The 16,186-nt window shown below is 58.8% G+C and carries 14 protein-coding genes, 1 tRNA gene and 1 pseudogene; 11 read left to right on the top strand and 5 right to left on the bottom strand.

What is annotated here, in order from left to right:
- The first annotated feature begins 26 nt into the window (after positions 1-26).
- Positions 27-872 carry a 3-deoxy-8-phosphooctulonate synthase gene (gene kdsA, locus ABB26_RS09815; RefSeq protein WP_057633599.1) on the top strand — a complete coding sequence of 282 codons (846 nt, stop codon included), beginning with the start codon at positions 27-29 and terminating at the stop codon, positions 870-872.
- Positions 873-1,511: 639 nt separating this feature from the next.
- Here kdsA and ABB26_RS19595 read toward each other — a convergent pair.
- Positions 1,512-1,979 carry an NAD-dependent epimerase/dehydratase family protein gene (locus tag ABB26_RS19595; protein ID WP_338062618.1) on the bottom strand — a complete coding sequence of 156 codons (468 nt, stop codon included), beginning with the start codon at positions 1,977-1,979 and terminating at the stop codon, positions 1,512-1,514.
- 573 nt (positions 1,980-2,552) lie between these two features.
- On the opposite strand from ABB26_RS19595, the gene ABB26_RS09805 reads away from it, so the two are divergent.
- The 8 genes from ABB26_RS09805 to ABB26_RS09770 all read left to right on the top strand — a co-directional run bounded on the left by ABB26_RS09805 (position 2,553) and on the right by ABB26_RS09770 (position 12,032).
- Complete coding sequence (locus ABB26_RS09805) at positions 2,553-4,007, top strand: undecaprenyl-phosphate glucose phosphotransferase (RefSeq protein WP_245626186.1); 1,455 nt, start codon at positions 2,553-2,555, stop codon at positions 4,005-4,007.
- Positions 4,008-4,135: 128 nt separating this feature from the next.
- On the top strand, positions 4,136-4,576 hold the full coding sequence (locus tag ABB26_RS09800) for a low molecular weight protein-tyrosine-phosphatase (RefSeq protein ID WP_211261952.1): 441 nt from the start codon (positions 4,136-4,138) through the stop codon (positions 4,574-4,576).
- A gap of 94 nt (positions 4,577-4,670) precedes the next feature.
- The gene (locus ABB26_RS09795; protein WP_057633597.1) at positions 4,671-6,869 is read left to right on the top strand and encodes a polysaccharide biosynthesis tyrosine autokinase; all 2,199 of its coding nucleotides are present in this window, start codon (positions 4,671-4,673) and stop codon (positions 6,867-6,869) included.
- 20 nt (positions 6,870-6,889) lie between these two features.
- Positions 6,890-7,435 (top strand): adenylyltransferase/cytidyltransferase family protein, encoded by a 546-nt coding sequence (locus ABB26_RS09790; protein ID WP_245626185.1) that lies wholly within the window; start codon positions 6,890-6,892, stop codon positions 7,433-7,435.
- An 89-nt stretch (positions 7,436-7,524) separates the two neighbouring features.
- Positions 7,525-8,655, top strand: coding sequence for a lipopolysaccharide biosynthesis protein (locus ABB26_RS09785; protein WP_152982624.1), 1,131 nt, complete (start codon positions 7,525-7,527; stop codon positions 8,653-8,655).
- A gap of 1 nt (position 8,656) precedes the next feature.
- The gene (locus ABB26_RS09780; protein WP_057633593.1) at positions 8,657-9,880 is read left to right on the top strand and encodes a CDP-glycerol glycerophosphotransferase family protein; all 1,224 of its coding nucleotides are present in this window, start codon (positions 8,657-8,659) and stop codon (positions 9,878-9,880) included.
- On the top strand, positions 9,877-10,998 hold the full coding sequence (locus ABB26_RS09775) for a glycosyltransferase (RefSeq protein ID WP_152982623.1): 1,122 nt from the start codon (positions 9,877-9,879) through the stop codon (positions 10,996-10,998). The genes ABB26_RS09780 and ABB26_RS09775 overlap by 4 nt, the downstream gene beginning before the upstream one ends.
- 74 nt (positions 10,999-11,072) lie before the next feature.
- Positions 11,073-12,032, top strand: a complete 960-nt coding sequence (locus ABB26_RS09770; RefSeq protein ID WP_152982622.1) for a hypothetical protein — start codon at positions 11,073-11,075, stop codon at positions 12,030-12,032.
- An 80-nt stretch (positions 12,033-12,112) separates the two neighbouring features.
- Here ABB26_RS09770 and ABB26_RS19695 read toward each other — a convergent pair whose 3' ends face one another.
- The 4 genes and pseudogenes from ABB26_RS19695 to ABB26_RS09750 form a co-directional block, all read right to left on the bottom strand.
- Complete coding sequence (locus tag ABB26_RS19695) at positions 12,113-12,550, bottom strand: hypothetical protein (RefSeq protein ID WP_425477255.1); 438 nt, start codon at positions 12,548-12,550, stop codon at positions 12,113-12,115.
- A pseudogene (locus tag ABB26_RS09760) lies at positions 12,547-13,142 on the bottom strand (YjbF family lipoprotein). The gene ABB26_RS19695 and the pseudogene ABB26_RS09760 overlap by 4 nt, the downstream one beginning before the upstream one ends.
- 92 nt (positions 13,143-13,234) lie before the next feature.
- Entirely contained in the window at positions 13,235-14,266 is a 1,032-nt protein-coding gene (locus tag ABB26_RS09755; RefSeq protein ID WP_245626183.1) for a polysaccharide biosynthesis/export family protein, read from the bottom strand.
- 165 nt (positions 14,267-14,431) lie between these two features.
- On the bottom strand, positions 14,432-14,872 hold the full coding sequence (locus tag ABB26_RS09750) for a hypothetical protein (RefSeq protein WP_152982620.1): 441 nt from the start codon (positions 14,870-14,872) through the stop codon (positions 14,432-14,434).
- 358 nt (positions 14,873-15,230) lie between these two features.
- Between ABB26_RS09750 and ABB26_RS09745 the strand changes: the two genes are divergently transcribed.
- Together ABB26_RS09745 and ABB26_RS09740 are read left to right on the top strand one after the other, a co-directional pair.
- Positions 15,231-15,307: transfer RNA gene (locus ABB26_RS09745), tRNA-Arg, on the top strand.
- Positions 15,308-15,450: 143 nt separating this feature from the next.
- On the top strand, positions 15,451-16,182 hold the full coding sequence (locus tag ABB26_RS09740) for a helix-turn-helix domain-containing protein (protein WP_057633844.1): 732 nt from the start codon (positions 15,451-15,453) through the stop codon (positions 16,180-16,182).
- The last annotated feature ends 4 nt before the right edge of the window (positions 16,183-16,186 follow it).

The raw sequence follows: 16,186 nt of genomic DNA, 5'->3' as shown, positions 1-16,186 counted from the left end.
CCCCTGATGTTGAACAGGAAGGACAAATGAACGTAACGATTTCGGATGGAGTAGTGGTCGGCAACAGTCTGCCGTTCGTGCTTTTCGGTGGCCTCAACGTGCTGGAGGATCTGGACTCCACCCTGTATGCCGCCGAGCGTTACGTGGAGGTCACCCGCCGCCTGGGGATTCCCTACGTATTCAAAGCCTCCTTCGACAAGGCCAATCGTTCCTCGATCGCCTCCTTCCGTGGTGTTGGTCTGGAAGAAGGCCTGCGCATTTTCGAGCAGGTGAAGCAGCGTTTCGGCGTGCCGGTGATCACCGACGTGCACGAAGTGGCGCAGGCCGCGCCGGTGGCTGAAGTGGTGGATGTGCTGCAGATTCCTGCGTTCCTGGCCCGTCAGACCGACCTGGTCACTGCTATCGCCCGCACGGGACGCGCGGTCAACGTCAAGAAGCCGCAGTTCCTCAGCCCCACGCAGATCAAGCACATCACCAGCAAGATCCGCGAGGCCGGCAACGAGCGCATCATCCTGTGCGAGCGTGGCGCGCAGTTCGGCTACGACAACCTGGTGGTGGACATGCTCGGTTTCCGCGAGATGATCGAAGCCACTGGCGGTCTGCCGGCGATCTTCGATGTCACCCACAGCCTGCAGCGCCGCGACGCGGGTAGTGAGGCGTCCGGCGGACGCCGCCGTCAGGTGGTCGAACTGGCCCGCGCTGGCATGGCGGTCGGGATCGCAGGCCTGTTCCTTGAAGCACACCCGGATCCGGACAACGCCCGCTGCGACGGCCCCAGTGCCTTGCCGCTCGATGTGCTGGAGCCGTTCCTGGCACAGATCAAGGCGCTGGACGAGTTGGTGAAGTCACTCCCGGTGCTGGATATCGCCTGAGTACGGCGAGGAGGGTGTCGCGGCCGGAGTGTCCATGTGACAGCCGGCCTGCGCGGTTTCCGGGAGAATCATCGTCCGTACGCGCAACGCGGCGGACGTGGAATGTTCGGTCAACGGATATTGATCTGCGTACGGGTTCTGCTGACGCCGAATCCGTCAATCAACGCATTGAATGACGAACGGGCAGATGCCGGACTCCCGTGATCACGGTAGTGCTGCTTTTCCATTCGAAATCAGTAAAAGCCGATCAGCCGTGACGCGGGAACCAGCCCGGTGGGTCGCGATGCCAGTGCCAGGCGCTCTCGATGATGGGTGCCAGTTCGGTCCGGTGTGATTGCCAACCCAGTTGCTCGCGGGCCTTCTGACTGGAGGCAACCAGCGTTGCGGGGTCGCCCCCACGCCGCGGTGCGGCTTCATAGGGAATTGCATGCCCGGAGATGGCGCGCGCAGTCGATCACCTCGCGCACGGAGAAGCCGCGACCATTGCCAAGGTTGAAGGCATGGGCGCCCTCATTGTTGTCCATGTAGGTGAGTGCGAGGTAGGTGAGTGCGAGTGCGTGTGCCTGTGCCAGATCCTGCATATGCACATAGTCGCGTATGCAGGGCCATCCGCAGTTGGGTAGTCATCGCCGAACACCTTCAGTGCTGGCCAGTGCCAAGCGCGGCACGCAGCACGCTGGGGATCAGGTGGGTCTCGCAGGCATGGGCTTCATCAATCCCGTGATCGGGCAGGGCGCCAGCGGCACTGAAACAGCGAAGCGCGACTGAGCGCAGACCGTATGCGGTTGCGGCATCGGCCAGGATGCGCTCGGCCATCAACTTGCTGGCACCGTAGGGATGGATGGGATTCTTGGGGTGATCCTCTTTGATCCGTTCACTGATGGCGGTGCAGAACGCAGTGGCAGTCGAGGAGAGCACGATGCGAGGTGGGATTCGGTAGTACGCCTTGACGAACTCGCCCCAACGCTTCGCATCGCGAGGCCCGGTGGAGAGGTTATCCAGCAAGGTGACAGTGTGGCCGTCTTCGCTTAGCGAGTGAGTCATATAGCTGCCCATGCAGCCGGCACCGGCACAGATGAGAATGTTGGAAGGCTTGGGTTTCAACAATGAACGGCGCCGTTTGAGCGGGCGGGAAGCGCAAGTGAATCTATGCGGAATAATGCCAGTAGTGAACGGGATATGTGGTCGGGATCATGAAGGATGAGCCGATGGCTTCAGTTGACCATCCTGGTTCCTGTTGTCCGCTGGAATGGCTCAGTTTCTGTGGGGCATCGAATAGACCGATCAGGCAGTGTGTGAAGCGGGGCAGCTCGATGAGTAGCCCCGACATGACCGGTGTATGCGCGAGTACAGGGTCGGCGGCTCTTTTCGTGTCGCGAGTGGTTCAGGGCAGTGTGCTGAGGTGGAAAATGTCCTGGTTCCTAGTGCTATTGCTTCGCGTATAGGACGCTGCTGATGTCGATGCTTAAGTGTGGTCTGAAATTGTTGTTGAGCGCTGGTATGCGCAGAAAGTAGTTGGTTAAATGCCGCCCATCAATGATGTGAACGCGACTGCATTCCCGATTTTTCGAGATGAACCTTGCGTCACGATTCCCCTGCGTTGCGTGTTGTTTTGCGGCGCCATTCGGTCGACCTGCGTACGTTGGGCTTCGTCGCCGCGATCTTGAAGGAGAGTGTCGGGTGACGCTTGGAGTTGCAGAAAAGGCACAGGCTAGGCGGGGGCAAGCGCGATTGCGCGTGGATGGTCGGATTGCATTGGATATCGCGCTGCGTCTTTCTGATGGCCTTGCTGTGCCCGCTGCGGCAGTCATGGCGCACTTCGTGTTCAGTGGCGCGGAGGTGCCGAGCCCTCTGGTTCGTATGGCTTTTGGTGTGAATCTGCTCAATGTAGCGGTGTGCTTTACCGTGATTCCGGTGTACCGGAGATGGTGGCTACGGGGCTTTGCGGCTGACGCCGTACTGCTCTTGTTGGCGTGGAGTGCGGCGTTCGCTGCATTTGTAATGTACTTGCTGTTGTCAGGCATGGAGAGATCGACGTCCGGCTTTTGGTTGATGCTGTGGTACGTGATCGGCGGTTCGATGATGGTTTTGTCCAGAGCGGCCGTGCGCGTTCAACTGCACAGGCTGCGGTCTCGCGGATTGGATTGTGAGCGTGTACTGCTGATCGGTCTGCGCGCCCCTGCCTTGAAATTGCACCGCCTTTTTATTGGAAAGCCAGAAATCGGGAAGAGGATGATTGGCTATTTCTCAAGTGGCGACGATGTGCCGTTGCGCGCCACCGCCGCTGCGCCGTCGCGGCTGGGTGGTCTTGAAGAGTTGACGGGGTACATGGAAAGGCATCGTGGCGAGTTCGATCAAGTCTGGGTGTCGCTGCCGTTGAGTGGTGTCGCCCCAGTAAGAACTGTATTGAAGGAGATTGATCGCTTTCCGGTGCCGGTGCGTCTTATTCCCGACATCAGTGGTCTCGGTATGCTGAATCCAGGCGTGCATTTCACCGCCGACGTACCGATGATCGGCATTCGTCAAGGACTGGTCACGCAGGACTATCGCGTGATCAAACGGGTTCTTGATCTCGTGATTGCAGTGCCGGCACTGATTCTACTGCTGCCATTGCTGGCGACGCTGGCAGTGGTCGTGAAGCTGACATCTGTCGGCCCCGCGCTCTTCAGGCAGCGTCGACACGGACTTGGCGGACAGGAATTCTGGATGCTCAAATTCCGTTCCATGCATGTCCATCAGGATGTTCCGGGTCAGGTTACCCAGGCGTCCCGACAGGATCCGCGTGTCACGCCGTTTGGCGCATTCCTGCGGCGAACGAGCTTGGATGAACTGCCGCAGCTGTTCAACGTGATCGGCGGGAGCATGTCGGTGGTGGGCCCGCGGCCACATGCGATTCAGCACAACAATCACTATGAGCGATTGATTGAACGCTATATGCATCGGCATTACGTCAAGCCGGGTATCACCGGTTGGGCGCAGGTGCACGGTCTGCGTGGCGAAACCCCTGATCTGCGGTCAATGAAAAAGCGCGTTCAGTATGACATTGACTACATCCGTCGCTGGAGCCCGATACTCGACCTGCGGATTATTGTGCTGACTGCGGTGAAAGTACTTGGCCAGAAATCGGCGTACTGATGCTCCAAGGGGATTTCCCCCATGGGGTACCCACATGCGCTTCCGATCCCGGTGATGCCTGTCGGGATACGCAAGGAAACTTTCTTGCGTGGTCTGAATGAGAGTGGCGCCGCATTGTCGGCTGCGGGATGAATGTGTTCGAGAGCGTACTGTTTGTCTGTGTTGGAAATATCTGCCGAAGCCCCTCCGCTGAAGTGATGTTGCGGAGTGCATTGGGCAGTAGAAGGCTTCGCATTGCATCCGCTGGGTTGGGTGCGATCGTGGGCCATCGCATCGACGCCTCGGCTCAGGAGCTGCTACTGAGGGCTGGACTGGACGGTGCAGGTCATCGCGCCCGACAGGTTGATGCCGCGATGTTGACCGAAACAGACTTGGTGTTGGTGATGGAACGTAGTCATTTGCATCGGGTGGCAGCAATTGCACCTCAGGCATCAGGCAAGACCTTCCTGCTGGGAAAGTGGCAAGCAGACAGGAGTATCCCCGACCCCTACAAACAGTCACGTCAGATGTTTGAGTATGTGCATCAAATGATGGCTGAAGGTGTTGAGGCGTGGTCGCGTCATCTCTAGCTCATGGCTCGGCAGAAGAGTGTGCCGGCCATGCTGCCACTTCCGTAGCCCGCCTCGAGTCGCCCCAATCCATGGTTTCCGGTAATTCGCATTAATGACAACCGATTCGCGCTCGCTCAATCAAGAAAGTACCGACGGAATTCGTCTTCGTGAACTACTGGGTGCTCTGTTTGATCGCAAGTGGTGGTTGATTTCGATAACCGCCGTGTTCGTGGCGGTTTCGCTGCTGTATGCATGGCTGGCTACTCCCGTCTATCGCGCGGACGCCATTGCCCAGGTGGAGTCAAAAGTGCCTTCGCTGCCGGGATTGGCCGATGTGAATCAGTCCTTGGGTCTGGGCACGCGTTCGACCGAAGCGACAACCGAGATCGCACTGATCACGTCACGTGCAGTGATCGGTAGTGCAGTGGACGCGTTGAAACTGGATGTGGTGATTGAACCCAAACATTTTCCCTTGGTGGGTGGAGCACTTGCTCGCCGTGCCGAAGCCGCTGCGCCGGGAAGGTTAATGGACACCCGACTTGCAATGTCGCGATTTGGCTGGGGTGGCGAAGCGCTGGGTGTGTTTCGGTTGGATGTGCCGGATGACATGTTGGGTGCGCAACTTCGGCTGGTAGCGACTGGTCAGGGGGGATATGCCCTGTACGACGAAGCGGGTACTCAGTTGCTTGTCGGTATTGAAGGGCAAGCTGCGTACGGGCATGGCGTTGTTCTTCAGGTCGCAGAGCTGCGTGCGCACCCGGGGATGCGCTTCAACTTGACAAAACAACCGCGGCTCAAGGTAGTGAGCAAGCTCCAGAAGGAGGTTGTTGCATCAGAGTCAGGCAAGGAATCAGGAATTCTAAGGGTCGCTTACCAGAGTGCGAACCCCGAGCTGGCCCAGCAGTTTCTCCAGCATGTGATGACGGCTTACGTGCGACAGAACGTGGAGCGAAACTCTGCCGAGGCGTCTGCGCAACTACAGTTCGTGAAGGAACAGTTGCCAAGCCTGCGTACCCAGGTCGACAGCGCCCAGGCCGCATTGAGTACCTATCAGACAAAGGCGAACTCGGTTGATCTGACTCTGCAGACCAAGGGACTTCTGGACCAGGAGGTGGCTTCGGAGGTCAGTATTCAGCAGTTGCGCATGCAGCAGGCCGAGATGGACAGGAAATTTACCCGGGATCATCCGGCCTACCAGGCGTTGATGCGGCAGTTGGCTGATCTGGAAGGACGCAAGAGCGGCTTTCAGGGAAAGGTGCGGCAGCTCCCTGAGGCCCAGCAGGAACTGTTGCGGCTGACGCGGGACCTGCAGGTAAGCAATGAAATGTATACAGCCATGCTCAATCAGGCACAGCAGCTGGATGTTGCGCGTGCAGGAACCGTCGGCAATGTGCGCATCGTGGACACCGCTCAGGTAGACAAATTTGATCCGGTAAAGCCGCGCAGAGTACTGATTGTTCTGGGTGGTGCGATGCTGGGAATCTTCTTGTCGATTGGTTTGATTTTGCTGCAGCTGGTGTTCAATCGTGGCGTGGAAGATCCTGCGCAGCTGGAGGAGCTGGGATTGCCGGTGTACGCATCCATTCCGGTGAGCACTCGCCAGGTGAATGATTCGACACGGCGCAGACGCGATACGCGGAAGGTCAACCTGTTGGCGTTCACTGATCCTGGAGATGTCGCGGTTGAAGCTGTGCGAAGCCTTCGCACCAGTCTCCATTTTGCGCGACTTGAAGCCAAGAACAATATCGTTCTGATCTCCGGTGCCAGCCCCAGCGCAGGGAAAACATTTGTATCAACGAACCTGGCCGCAGTGACCGCACAAGCGGGACAGCGTGTGTTGGTCATCGATGCGGATATGCGCAAGGGAACCCTGCACAAGGCACTTGGTGCCGCGCCGACGCCCGGCTTGTCGGATGTGCTGTCGGGAAAGTGCACTGCGGTCGACGTCATCCGGCAGCAACCGGAGCTGGAAGCTCTAAGCTTCATTGCCCGGGGGGATGTCCCGCCCAATCCCTCGGAGCTACTTATGCATGAGAACTTCACCCGACTGCTGGACCGGGTGCAGGGTATGTTTGATCTCGTGCTGATTGATACCCCGCCGATTCTTGCAGTAACCGATGCGGCGGTGATCGCACATCACGCGGGAACCAGTTTCCTGATTGCTCGGTTTGGCGTGAACCAGCCGAAGGAGTTGGAGCTTGCCAAGACAAGATTCGAGCAGAACAGCGTGAAGCTGAATGGAGCCATCCTGAACGCCGTGTTGCCGCGTGTGTTGGGACATTCCAGCTACGGCTACTACGAATACAAATAGAGGATTGCCGATGAGTCCGGTTGAAGCTGCAGCCGGGCCGTTGGCACATGGGTGTCGTGGTTGTTGATAGGAGCGGTAACAGAGTGGTTGCATTGATGGAAAGAAAGCCGCGAACGGTACTGACCTACGGTACGTTCGATCTGTTCCATGTGGGGCATCTGAATCTCCTGCGCCGAATGCGCGCCTTGGGGGATCGGCTGGTCGTGGGTGTGTCGACAGATGAATTCAATGCGTTGAAGGGAAAAAAGACCGTCGTTCCTTTCAAGGATCGCTTCGCTATCGTCCAGGGTGTCCGATATGTCGATCAGGTGATTGCAGAGAATGACTGGTCGCAGAAGGCGTCGGATATTCAATCCTTGGGCGCCGATGTGCTCGGCATGGGCGATGACTGGGAAGGTAAGTTCGATCATCTGAGTGGTTACTGCGAGGTTGTCTATCTGCCGCGGACCAAGGACATATCGAGTACCGAGATCAAACGGGTACTCAGTGCTCTGGATTCGGAGCACGTAGTCGAATTGAAGGCGGCGTTGGATATTGTCTCCACGATCGTGCGTCGCTTTGAATGAGGTGGCATCGTTTCAGGCCTTCGTTTGGGCGAAGCTCACCGGTTCACGCCGTTGGTGACCAGCTTGCGGCGGTTACGGGCACTTTTCTGTTGAGCATGCTAGTTGCCAGAAATTCCTCTCTTGAGGAGTTTGCGCAGTTCAGCTTGTTCTACGCATTCATAGTTCTGCTGAACTTCATCCACGCACCGTTGATAAACGATTCCCTTGTAGTGAGGGCAGCTTCGGGCAGGAGGGCTTCGCTTTCCGCGACCTTGACTACCACCGCGCTGTTGTTTTCGCCGCTCTCCATTCTTGGCGTTTGCGTGTTGGCAGTGACAGGGGTGGTTGACGTGGTCGACGCAATCTTTCTGTTGATACCGGCCGCAGTTCTTTCATCGCTGTATTGGTCTGCCAGGAGCGCGCTGCACAGTACGGGAAATCACAGGGGAGCATTTGCGACCAGCAGTCTGGGCACGCTTTTCTTGCTGATTGCGCTGATTGGACTGTTGCGTGTGGGCGTTGAGCCTTTCCGGGCAGCGCTCATCTCAATGGCGATAGCTGCCTTGGGCGGTGTAGGAGCGGCGGTGTGCCACGGAACGGTCCCTGCCGGAGCGTCTTCGTCAGAAGCAAAGGTTGCCCAGCGCGTGGCGCCGGCGCTGCTCGTCGCTGGATTGGTGTGGTTGGCGGGAAATGCTTCGATGCTCTTCCTTGGACACTTTGGCCGACTCGATGACATCGCCGGGCTCCGTTCCGTGTTGACGTTGCTGCTCCCGGTGAATCAGGTGCTGATTGGGCTGTCCGCCTTCCTGCTCCCGCGATTTGCGCGGTTGCATCAATCAGATGATCCGGTTGGAACGAAGCGTCTGTTGGCTAGATTGCTCGTGGCTTGCGTTGTCCTGGCAGTGCTTTTCTCTTTGTTGGTCTATCCACTTGCGGGCTATCTGCTTGAACTGATCTACGGTACCGAGTACCGCCGCTTTGAGGGCTGGATGCGCTTGGGAGCGATGGCACTGCCGCTGTGCTGGGCGGTGATCACGCTATGCAGGACCTATTTTCGCGGGACTGGGGAGCTTCACGGTCTGCTGCTTATCAATGCGACCGGGTTGCTGGTTGGCTTGCCATTGTCTCTTCTTTGCTTGCTATCACTTGGCGACAACGCCGTGATGATGTCCTTTGTCGTGATCCAAGTCGCAATGATGTCGACCTATCTGCTTGTGGGCAGCGCCCGAAGGGCGGCTTGATATGTCAGCCGATGGCTTTTCCTTCCTGAGCGATAGCCTGGTCAAGGCAGTTAAGTTGCCGTGGTTTGCGGTTCTCTCATGTTTGGCCATGCTTGGCCGTCGCGACAAGAATCTCTGGGTCTTCAGCCGTCGTTCCGGGGTGGGTGATGGGCCGCTGTCATTGGCATTGAAGGTTCGGACGAGCAATCCGGAGGTGAGGATTGTGTGGTTGACGCAGAATCTGCGGGACGACCAATTGGCTGCGGCCCAGCAGCTGGAGTTTGTCAGGCGCGACTCGTGGAAGGCTTTGCGAATCTGCTTGCGTGCCGGTGTGGGCGTCATGACCAATGGGTTCTCCGATCTTCGTGGCCCCGCAATCTGGGGTGCGGTGGTGGTTCAGCTGTGGCACGGCGCGCCTCTTAAGCGAATTGGCAGGGATCGGGTAGGGCACGGCGGAAGATCGCCTGGACTTCTGAGGGCGATGATCGATCGGTTCGAGGTGTTCTGGAACAGCCATTACACGTATGTGATTGCCGGTTCGCCATTGGCCGCCGATCGCCTTGCTTCGGCAATGTCGCTCGCGCCAGAAAAAGTGGTCGTGGCAGGCGATCCGCGGATGGACCTGCTGGGTCAGGGGGCGCCTGAATCACGCCGAATGTTGGAAGCACTCGCACAGCGGAGCGGCCTTGGCGGGAGAAGTTTTTTTGCCATTATTGCCCCTACGTGGCGCGATGGCGGAGAGGCATCGGTCAATGCGGACGAGAAGACGCGATTGCTCGTTGCGGCGCGTTCTGATCTGGTGATCTTTTTCAGGGCACACCCGCATTCGGCGGAGATGGAGGTGCTTGCCGACATGTCGAATGTCATCGCGCTGCCGCCCGATGTGTTTCCCGATGTGACGAGCCTGCTTGCGGGCTTCGATATGTTGTTGACGGACTATTCCAGCATTGCGATGGATTTCTCGGTGCTGGGGCGCCCGATCATTCTGGTCGCACCGGACTTGAATGCGTACGTCACATCCCCTGGGCTGTACGAGGACTACTGCGACTTCAGCGCGAATATGAATTTCACTTCCTGGACCGATGGGCTGATGGAGTTGTATGCACTCTGCGCGGGCAATTCTCCCTTGGCAGACAAGTACGCCGGCCTGAGTCGCGGTATGGCGGTTCGTTATCACCCATTCGGCAGCGAGGGCAACGCAGCGCGTGTGGCGTCTCTGGTTCTCGACAGAAGGAAGCGCAAGTGACGCGCATCATGCATGTGACACAGTGCCTGGGGGGCGTTGAAACGTATCTGAGCTCGTTTCACGCGCATGGTGCTTTTGATGGTTTCGCTGAGCGCGTGCTGGTGGTGCCCGAGGAATGCGCATTGACTGACGAGTGGAGGACCGCAGGAGGAACGGTCGAAGTGGTCAGGATGAGCCGGGAGATTGGTGTCCTGGCAGACGTTGGCTCGGCACTTCGCATCGGCAATCTTCTCGTAAAACATCGTCCCGACGTGGTGCATCTGCATAGCTCCAAAGCTGGCGCGGTGGGCCGGTTGGCCGTCTTTGCCTGCAGGCTGTTTGGCCTGCGAACGGCAGTGGTGTACACGCCACACGCCTACTACTACCTCGCGCTGAAGGGGTGGCGGCGTGTGCTGTATCTGCAGGTCGAAAGGATTCTGGCGGGTTTCACGGACCTGCTTCTGGCTACATCTCCGAGTGAGGGCCAGCGGAGTCTGGTCGACGTGGGTTACCGGGAGGCAAAGGTATGCGCCGTGGCCAATGGAGTTTCGTTGTTTGAACGTCCAGATCGGACAACAGATGCCAATGCCACGCTCAATGTGATTTTTGTCGGGCGAATCTGCTACCAGAAGAATATCGATCTGCTTGTGCAGGTGATCTCGGCGTTCCGAGGGCGAGCAGATGTGCATTTCAGAATCGTCGGCGTGGGGCACTATCGGGAGGATCGACGGATGCTGGATGAGCTGTTGCGACGAGAGTCCGTGGATATGGAGATGGTCGAGGTCATTCCCTGGCTTAGTCATGCAGCCGTGCAGGAGTTGTTTGAGGAATCGGACATATGCGTGGTGACTTCGAGATACGAGAGCTTCGGTTATGTCGCCGCTGAGGCCGGCGCGGCAGGGCTTCCCGTTGTGGCCACGGATGTAGATGGCCTGAAGGACGTAGTCGATGACGGTGTTACTGGATTCCTTGTGGCTGGCGATGATTGCGCTGCATTCGTAGACCAGCTTCAGAGGCTGATCAGTCAGCCTGACCAGAGGGCGCGCCTGGGGGATGCGGCGCGGCGCCGGGTTGCTTCGCATTTCAATGTCGCTACCAATGCCGGGATGCTGCGCAGCGCTTACGACCGCGTGTCATGACGCACCGAGGCAATGCGATTGTCTGGTTCTGTGTAGCGCTATTCTCAGTGGCCGGGTTGTTCCTGGTTCATGAGATGCCGTCGCTTTGGCACGCAAAGTTCTATCTGGATGGGCAGGGGCTGCTCAGTGCATCACCGTCGGCGGAACTGTTTGCAGGTTCGTATCGCGGAACGGCCTGGATATTCTCCCCCGTATTCCAATTGGCTGAGTATCTGGGCTTGGACCTGTCGGCGTATTCGAGCAGGTTCGATGGGCAATGGTTCGCGATGAACCTGCTGTGGACAATGCCTTATCTGATCATGATCTGGATCGTGGTCTGGCAGGCGGGTGTCCTTTCGGACTTGAGTAGTCTGTTCGTTATGTTCTGTGCGCTGGTTCTGTATGCGCCTTTCTACGGCAGTATCAACAAGGATATCGTCCCGACCTTCATGTCGTTTACGGCGGTCGTCGCGCTTTTGGCAAGGCGGCATCGCATGGCAGTGCTGCTGCTCATTGTGCTTTCATTGGCCTATGGGCTGGTGGTGCGGCAATATTTCCTGATCTTTCTGGCAGTGCTTCTGGTAGCACTTTTCACAATTGACAGTCGCCGAAAGGTGGTGGCATCGATGGTTGCAGGCGCCGCGGTTGTGTACTTCTCATTTCCCTACATTCCGCGTGCACTGATTGATATCGGTCGTGCGGAGTATCTTGAGGATGTTTCGAATACACGAATAAGCTATTTCTTTGGTGATTACTCTGCGCTTGGATTCACGATCAATCGCGTAAGCGCAATGTTCCGGCTTGCCTTTCCGCTTGAACTGCTGCTGAAGTCGCCGGTGTACGCGCCGTTCGTTCTGTTCCGATGCTACGCGACTTTGCTGATGATCAAGGCGATGGCGCAGTCAGGCGGGGTGCGTATCGCTGCATGCTGTGTTTTCGCCTTTACCATCACGCAGGCGATTTTCGAGCCTGACTTCGGTTCCGCTTTCCGGCATTTCATGATGGCGATGCCCTTGCTTATCTATCTGCAGGCTCACCAGCGACGCATCGTTTGAGAATGGGTTTTCCGTTGAGATGGTTTCGCCATGGAGTCGCACTGCTTGGGGGTTTCCCGCGCGCTGGAATCGCTGCTAGTTCATGTCTGCTGCGTGGCTTCTATCTCTCCCATGCGTCGAGAGCTTCCACCGAGATCAGATTTTCGCGCTCTGCGGTAAGCGGATAGAGGCTGTGCGTACGCGAAAGTCGCGCGCCGCCATCGCGATAGAGAGGATTCCAGTTGAGATTGGCGCGCAATCGGGTGGGCCGCGAGCAAATCAAGGTCGAACAGCAGCCCCGCTTTCAGTCTGGATTGCGCGGGGATGGCATGTGCGCGCAGCAATGCGGCGGCCAGCATGCAGGCGCTATCGTCAGGGCGGGCAGCAAGTGCTGCGGTACTCAGGCGCGCATCCGCTGGAAAAGTGTGCATGCCAGGATGGCGAACGCTGCCGTGGGCTTCGACGTGGATCGGTGAGGTCGCATGCGCCGAGGTGACCAGCAGCATGCCAAGCATCATGGCGGGCAGGTGCAGCTTCATGGCGATCTGAGATCCGGGGCGTAGGGTTTGAGCTGGATGATTTCCAGGTGGGTGTCGGGCGCAATGGCCTGCAGGCTCTTCCAGATGAAGCCGGTGGCAGGGTCTACCCAGTAGTGGTTGTCGCGCTTCCAGCCACTGCCGCTCAGCCTTTCGCGCACATGCAGCAGTTCGCGCGTGCGTCCCAGAATCTGCACCAGCTCACGACCTTGTAACTGCAATGTTCCGGTGACGTGCATGCCGTAGCGGTGACCGGCATTACGTCATGGTGCCGTTCCACCTGCGTGCCCGACTTGAGCTGGCGCAGGTCATGGAAGGGATTGGCGCCGATGATCGCCATCTGCCGTAGTTCGGGGCTGCCGCCATGGGTGGCAACCACGACACCATCGCGCAGAAACACGATGCTGCGTTCGCTGCTGTACCAGGCTTGGCGCCCCTCATCGAGATTGCCAAGCACCAGGATGGCGCCGCCGCTCGGACCGGTCACCTTGACCTGTGGAAAGTGATTGGCTGCGACCTTTTCCGCGGTGGCCTGCACGTCCGGCGTGCCTTGGATCGCCAAGCGAACCGCTTTCACTCTGGACTGGCCGATCATCCCGCAGCCGCTTATCGCGATCGCAGGGAGCGACATAAGGGCAAGGCGCGGCGACGGAGTGATCGGTGTGTTCCTGCCATCATTCAGCTGCGTCAGTTGCCATCGAGATCGTTGCGGGTGCTCGCCGCGTTGCTGATGACCGCCGAGAACGGCAGCAACTGATTCACGAAGCGGCTCCAGCGGGTAACGCCTGCGGCGCCGACAAACACGACGTCACCCGGCAGCAGTTCAAACTGGCTGGCCACCGCGAAAGCCGCCGGCGAGCGGGCTTCCAGATGGAACACGCGCGCCGGCACCTGTTGCACATCGCCCGAACCACGGATGACGTAGATCGCATTGCCATTGGACGTGGTCTGCAACAGGCCGCGCGCACGTCCCAGCGCCTGGCTCAGTGAAATGTTGCCGGTGCGGAAATTCAACGCACCGGGTTGGGCCACCTCGCCCACGACGAACACTTCCTTGCGATCAAGGTAGGGGACGTAGATCTGGTCGGCGGGTTTGAGGTAGATGTTTGCGCCGACACGGTCCTGGCTGATGCGATCCAGGTCGATGACGTGGGTGATGCCATCGCGGGTCAGACGAATGCCGGAAAGATCCGCCTGCGTGGAATCCAGGCCGGATTGGCTGATGGCATCGGCCAGCGTCAGTGGCGTAACGGTAATCGGCACAGCGGCTGGCTGGCGGGAGGCACCGGTAACCCACACGCGCTGGCTGGCGTAGGTAAGCATGGAGACATCGACCTGCGGCGCTTCGATGTAACGTGCCAGCTTGGCTGTGATGTCCTCGCGCAGTTGTCCCGGCGTTTTGCCCGCGGCAGGAACCTTGCCGATGTACGGGTAGAACAACGTGCCATCGGATTGCACCAAGCGTCCTGCAGCATTGAGTTGCTGCTGCGGTCCTGCGGGTACGGTCAGCTCAGGATGGTCCCAGACGGTGATGTAGAGAATGTCGCCGGCACCGATGCGGTAGGGCATGGGTTGATAGCTGGAAAGTGCAACAGGGAAAGAGAAGGCATCACGCTCGGCTCTTTCCATCGCGATCAGCTTCAGTGTGATTGGAATCAACTCGATCTGGTCGTCGTTGCCCCGCGATTGCACATCGCGCACCAACGCGCCATGGCGCATATGTTGGCCCGGTGCCCAAAGGCAGCCGGTCATAAGAAGGGCGGAGACAAGGAGGATGGAGAGGTGTTTACAATGCATCGGGTTGTTCCTCGCCATCAGGGCAGAACGATGCCCACGCCGACGTGGTGTCCGACATGGGCAGCATTGCGACTACGGCTTGATTGATCAGTGGGTGCCGGTGGTGCCGCCTGCAGGGGTGGACCTGCTGCTGTCGCTGTTGTCAGCGACCACGCTGTAAACCGCTGCGGCAGCGGCGAAGCCAATGCCCACGGTGGCTGCGGTGGTCAAGGTGCCGGTGGCGGCGACCTGGGCGGCTTGGGCGCCTGCAGCGATGCGTTCACTTGCCAATTCGCCAGGTATCTCAACGATGACGCCTTCTGCGGTGACCGTTTCCGTCGTGGTGATATCCGGAGTCAGGTTGTCCAGGGTGACGCCATCCTGGGGCGCGTTTTCCTGCTCGATGGGCACTTCCACCCACGGATTCTGGGTATCCGCATCGGCTGTGAGCGGGCGCGAAGCTCCAAGGCCGGGGGCGGGCGAGGCGTCCTGAGCGACAACGGGCAGGGAAAGGCCCATGAGTACCAGCACAGTAGAGAGATTCTTCATTTCAGTGGGATTCCTCTTCCATTACATTGGAAAACTATCGAATTGTTTCTTTTGATCACATTTTGTGTCAATCGGACAAGGGGAAGTGGTGAGTGGTTTGAAGAGGGGTGTGAGTGCGGGTACCGGCTCTCAATCAAGCCGATGGCGTCCTCCGCTTGAGATGAGAAGCACGCATTCCGGTGTGATTGATGCGGTGGTGATCGGCGGAGCCATGGACACGGATGCAGAACCGGTGCTCCGGCCTTGGGTGCTCGAATACATGCGGTTAGATCACGCCGACAACGTATTTCCTGGGCCGAGCAAAGCGCCTGAGGCTGGCCCGAACAAGCCGTTGCCTGTACTCTTGCCACCGCATTTAGGCCCCGTAGCTCAGCTGGATAGAGCGGTCCCCTCCTAAGGGACAGGTCGCCCGTTCGAATCGGGCCGGGGTCACCACGCTGCGCGGTGCCCTGCGGGAGGCTTGGCGCCGTTGCCGACGTCCCCGACGCGTTTGAGAACCGCCTTGAACGGCTTGCTCCTTCTGATTCCGCTCCGATGCCACGTTGCTAGGCGGGTCGTTGCGCATGCAGACTGCCTCGATGCCAACCACTGCCCGCCATCTGCGACGGTATCTCCGACCCACCGGTCTGGAATGTCATGACTACGCGCAATGGGTGCTGCCCATCCGTGGTGATCTGCAGTTGGAAGTGGGGGGATATGGTGGCCGTGTGGATCTGCTGCAGGGGGCTTTCGTTGCCCCGCGCGAGACGCATGACATGGAAGCGCAGGGAGACAACTGCTGCCTGATCATCGATTGCCATGCGGGCGTGCTCGACGACGACACGCTTGAGCATCTGTATCGGCAACGCTGGCTGGCCTTGCCCAAGGGCATTCGCCAGCAGTTGCAGAGGATCCAGGCCGACGGAACGGACAACGATCCACTGCCGCAACTGCTGCATTATTTCGGCCGCGACGGAAGTGGTGCACGGTTGCAGGCCTTGTGCATGTCCATTGCGAAGTCGCCTGGAAGTGAGTGGTCGGTGGCGCGGATGGCCGCTGAGGTCGGTGTCAGTGGCAGCCGCCTGCATGCGTTGTTTGCCCATGAATTTGCCCTGTCGCCGCAAGCCTGGGTGAGTGCGGCGCGGTTGCGTTGGGCCAAACAGCAATTGGTGAGTGGACAGGCACCCATCAGCGCTATCGCGCAACGCGCCGGTTATTCCGAGCAGAGCGCGCTGAGCCGCGCATTGCGCCGGGAAAGCGGGCTGACCCCGCGTCAATGGCGTGAAGCGGGCAGTAGCTTCGGTCAAGACACGTTGCCGGGCACCGCCTAGACTG

The sequence above is a fragment of the Stenotrophomonas humi genome (assembly GCF_001431415.1).
GTDB classification, from domain to species: domain Bacteria; phylum Pseudomonadota; class Gammaproteobacteria; order Xanthomonadales; family Xanthomonadaceae; genus Stenotrophomonas; species Stenotrophomonas humi.
Note: the sequence above shows the minus strand (reverse complement) of the source record. Positions and strands in the feature narration are given on the sequence as shown.

Coding starts and splice junctions, on each gene's coding strand:
- ABB26_RS19695 (WP_425477255.1), bottom strand. CDS start 12,550: ATGAAGCTGCACCTGCCCGCCATGATGCTTGGCATGCTGCTGGTCACC.
- ABB26_RS09780 (WP_057633593.1), top strand. CDS start 8,657: ATGTCAGCCGATGGCTTTTCCTTCCTGAGCGATAGCCTGGTCAAGGCA.
- ABB26_RS09795 (WP_057633597.1), top strand. CDS start 4,671: ATGACAACCGATTCGCGCTCGCTCAATCAAGAAAGTACCGACGGAATT.
- ABB26_RS09800 (WP_211261952.1), top strand. CDS start 4,136: ATGAATGTGTTCGAGAGCGTACTGTTTGTCTGTGTTGGAAATATCTGC.
- ABB26_RS09755 (WP_245626183.1), bottom strand. CDS start 14,266: ATGCGCCATGGCGCGTTGGTGCGCGATGTGCAATCGCGGGGCAACGAC.
- kdsA (WP_057633599.1), top strand. CDS start 27: ATGAACGTAACGATTTCGGATGGAGTAGTGGTCGGCAACAGTCTGCCG.
- ABB26_RS09740 (WP_057633844.1), top strand. CDS start 15,451: ATGCCAACCACTGCCCGCCATCTGCGACGGTATCTCCGACCCACCGGT.
- ABB26_RS09770 (WP_152982622.1), top strand. CDS start 11,073: ATGCCGTCGCTTTGGCACGCAAAGTTCTATCTGGATGGGCAGGGGCTG.
- ABB26_RS09750 (WP_152982620.1), bottom strand. CDS start 14,872: ATGAAGAATCTCTCTACTGTGCTGGTACTCATGGGCCTTTCCCTGCCC.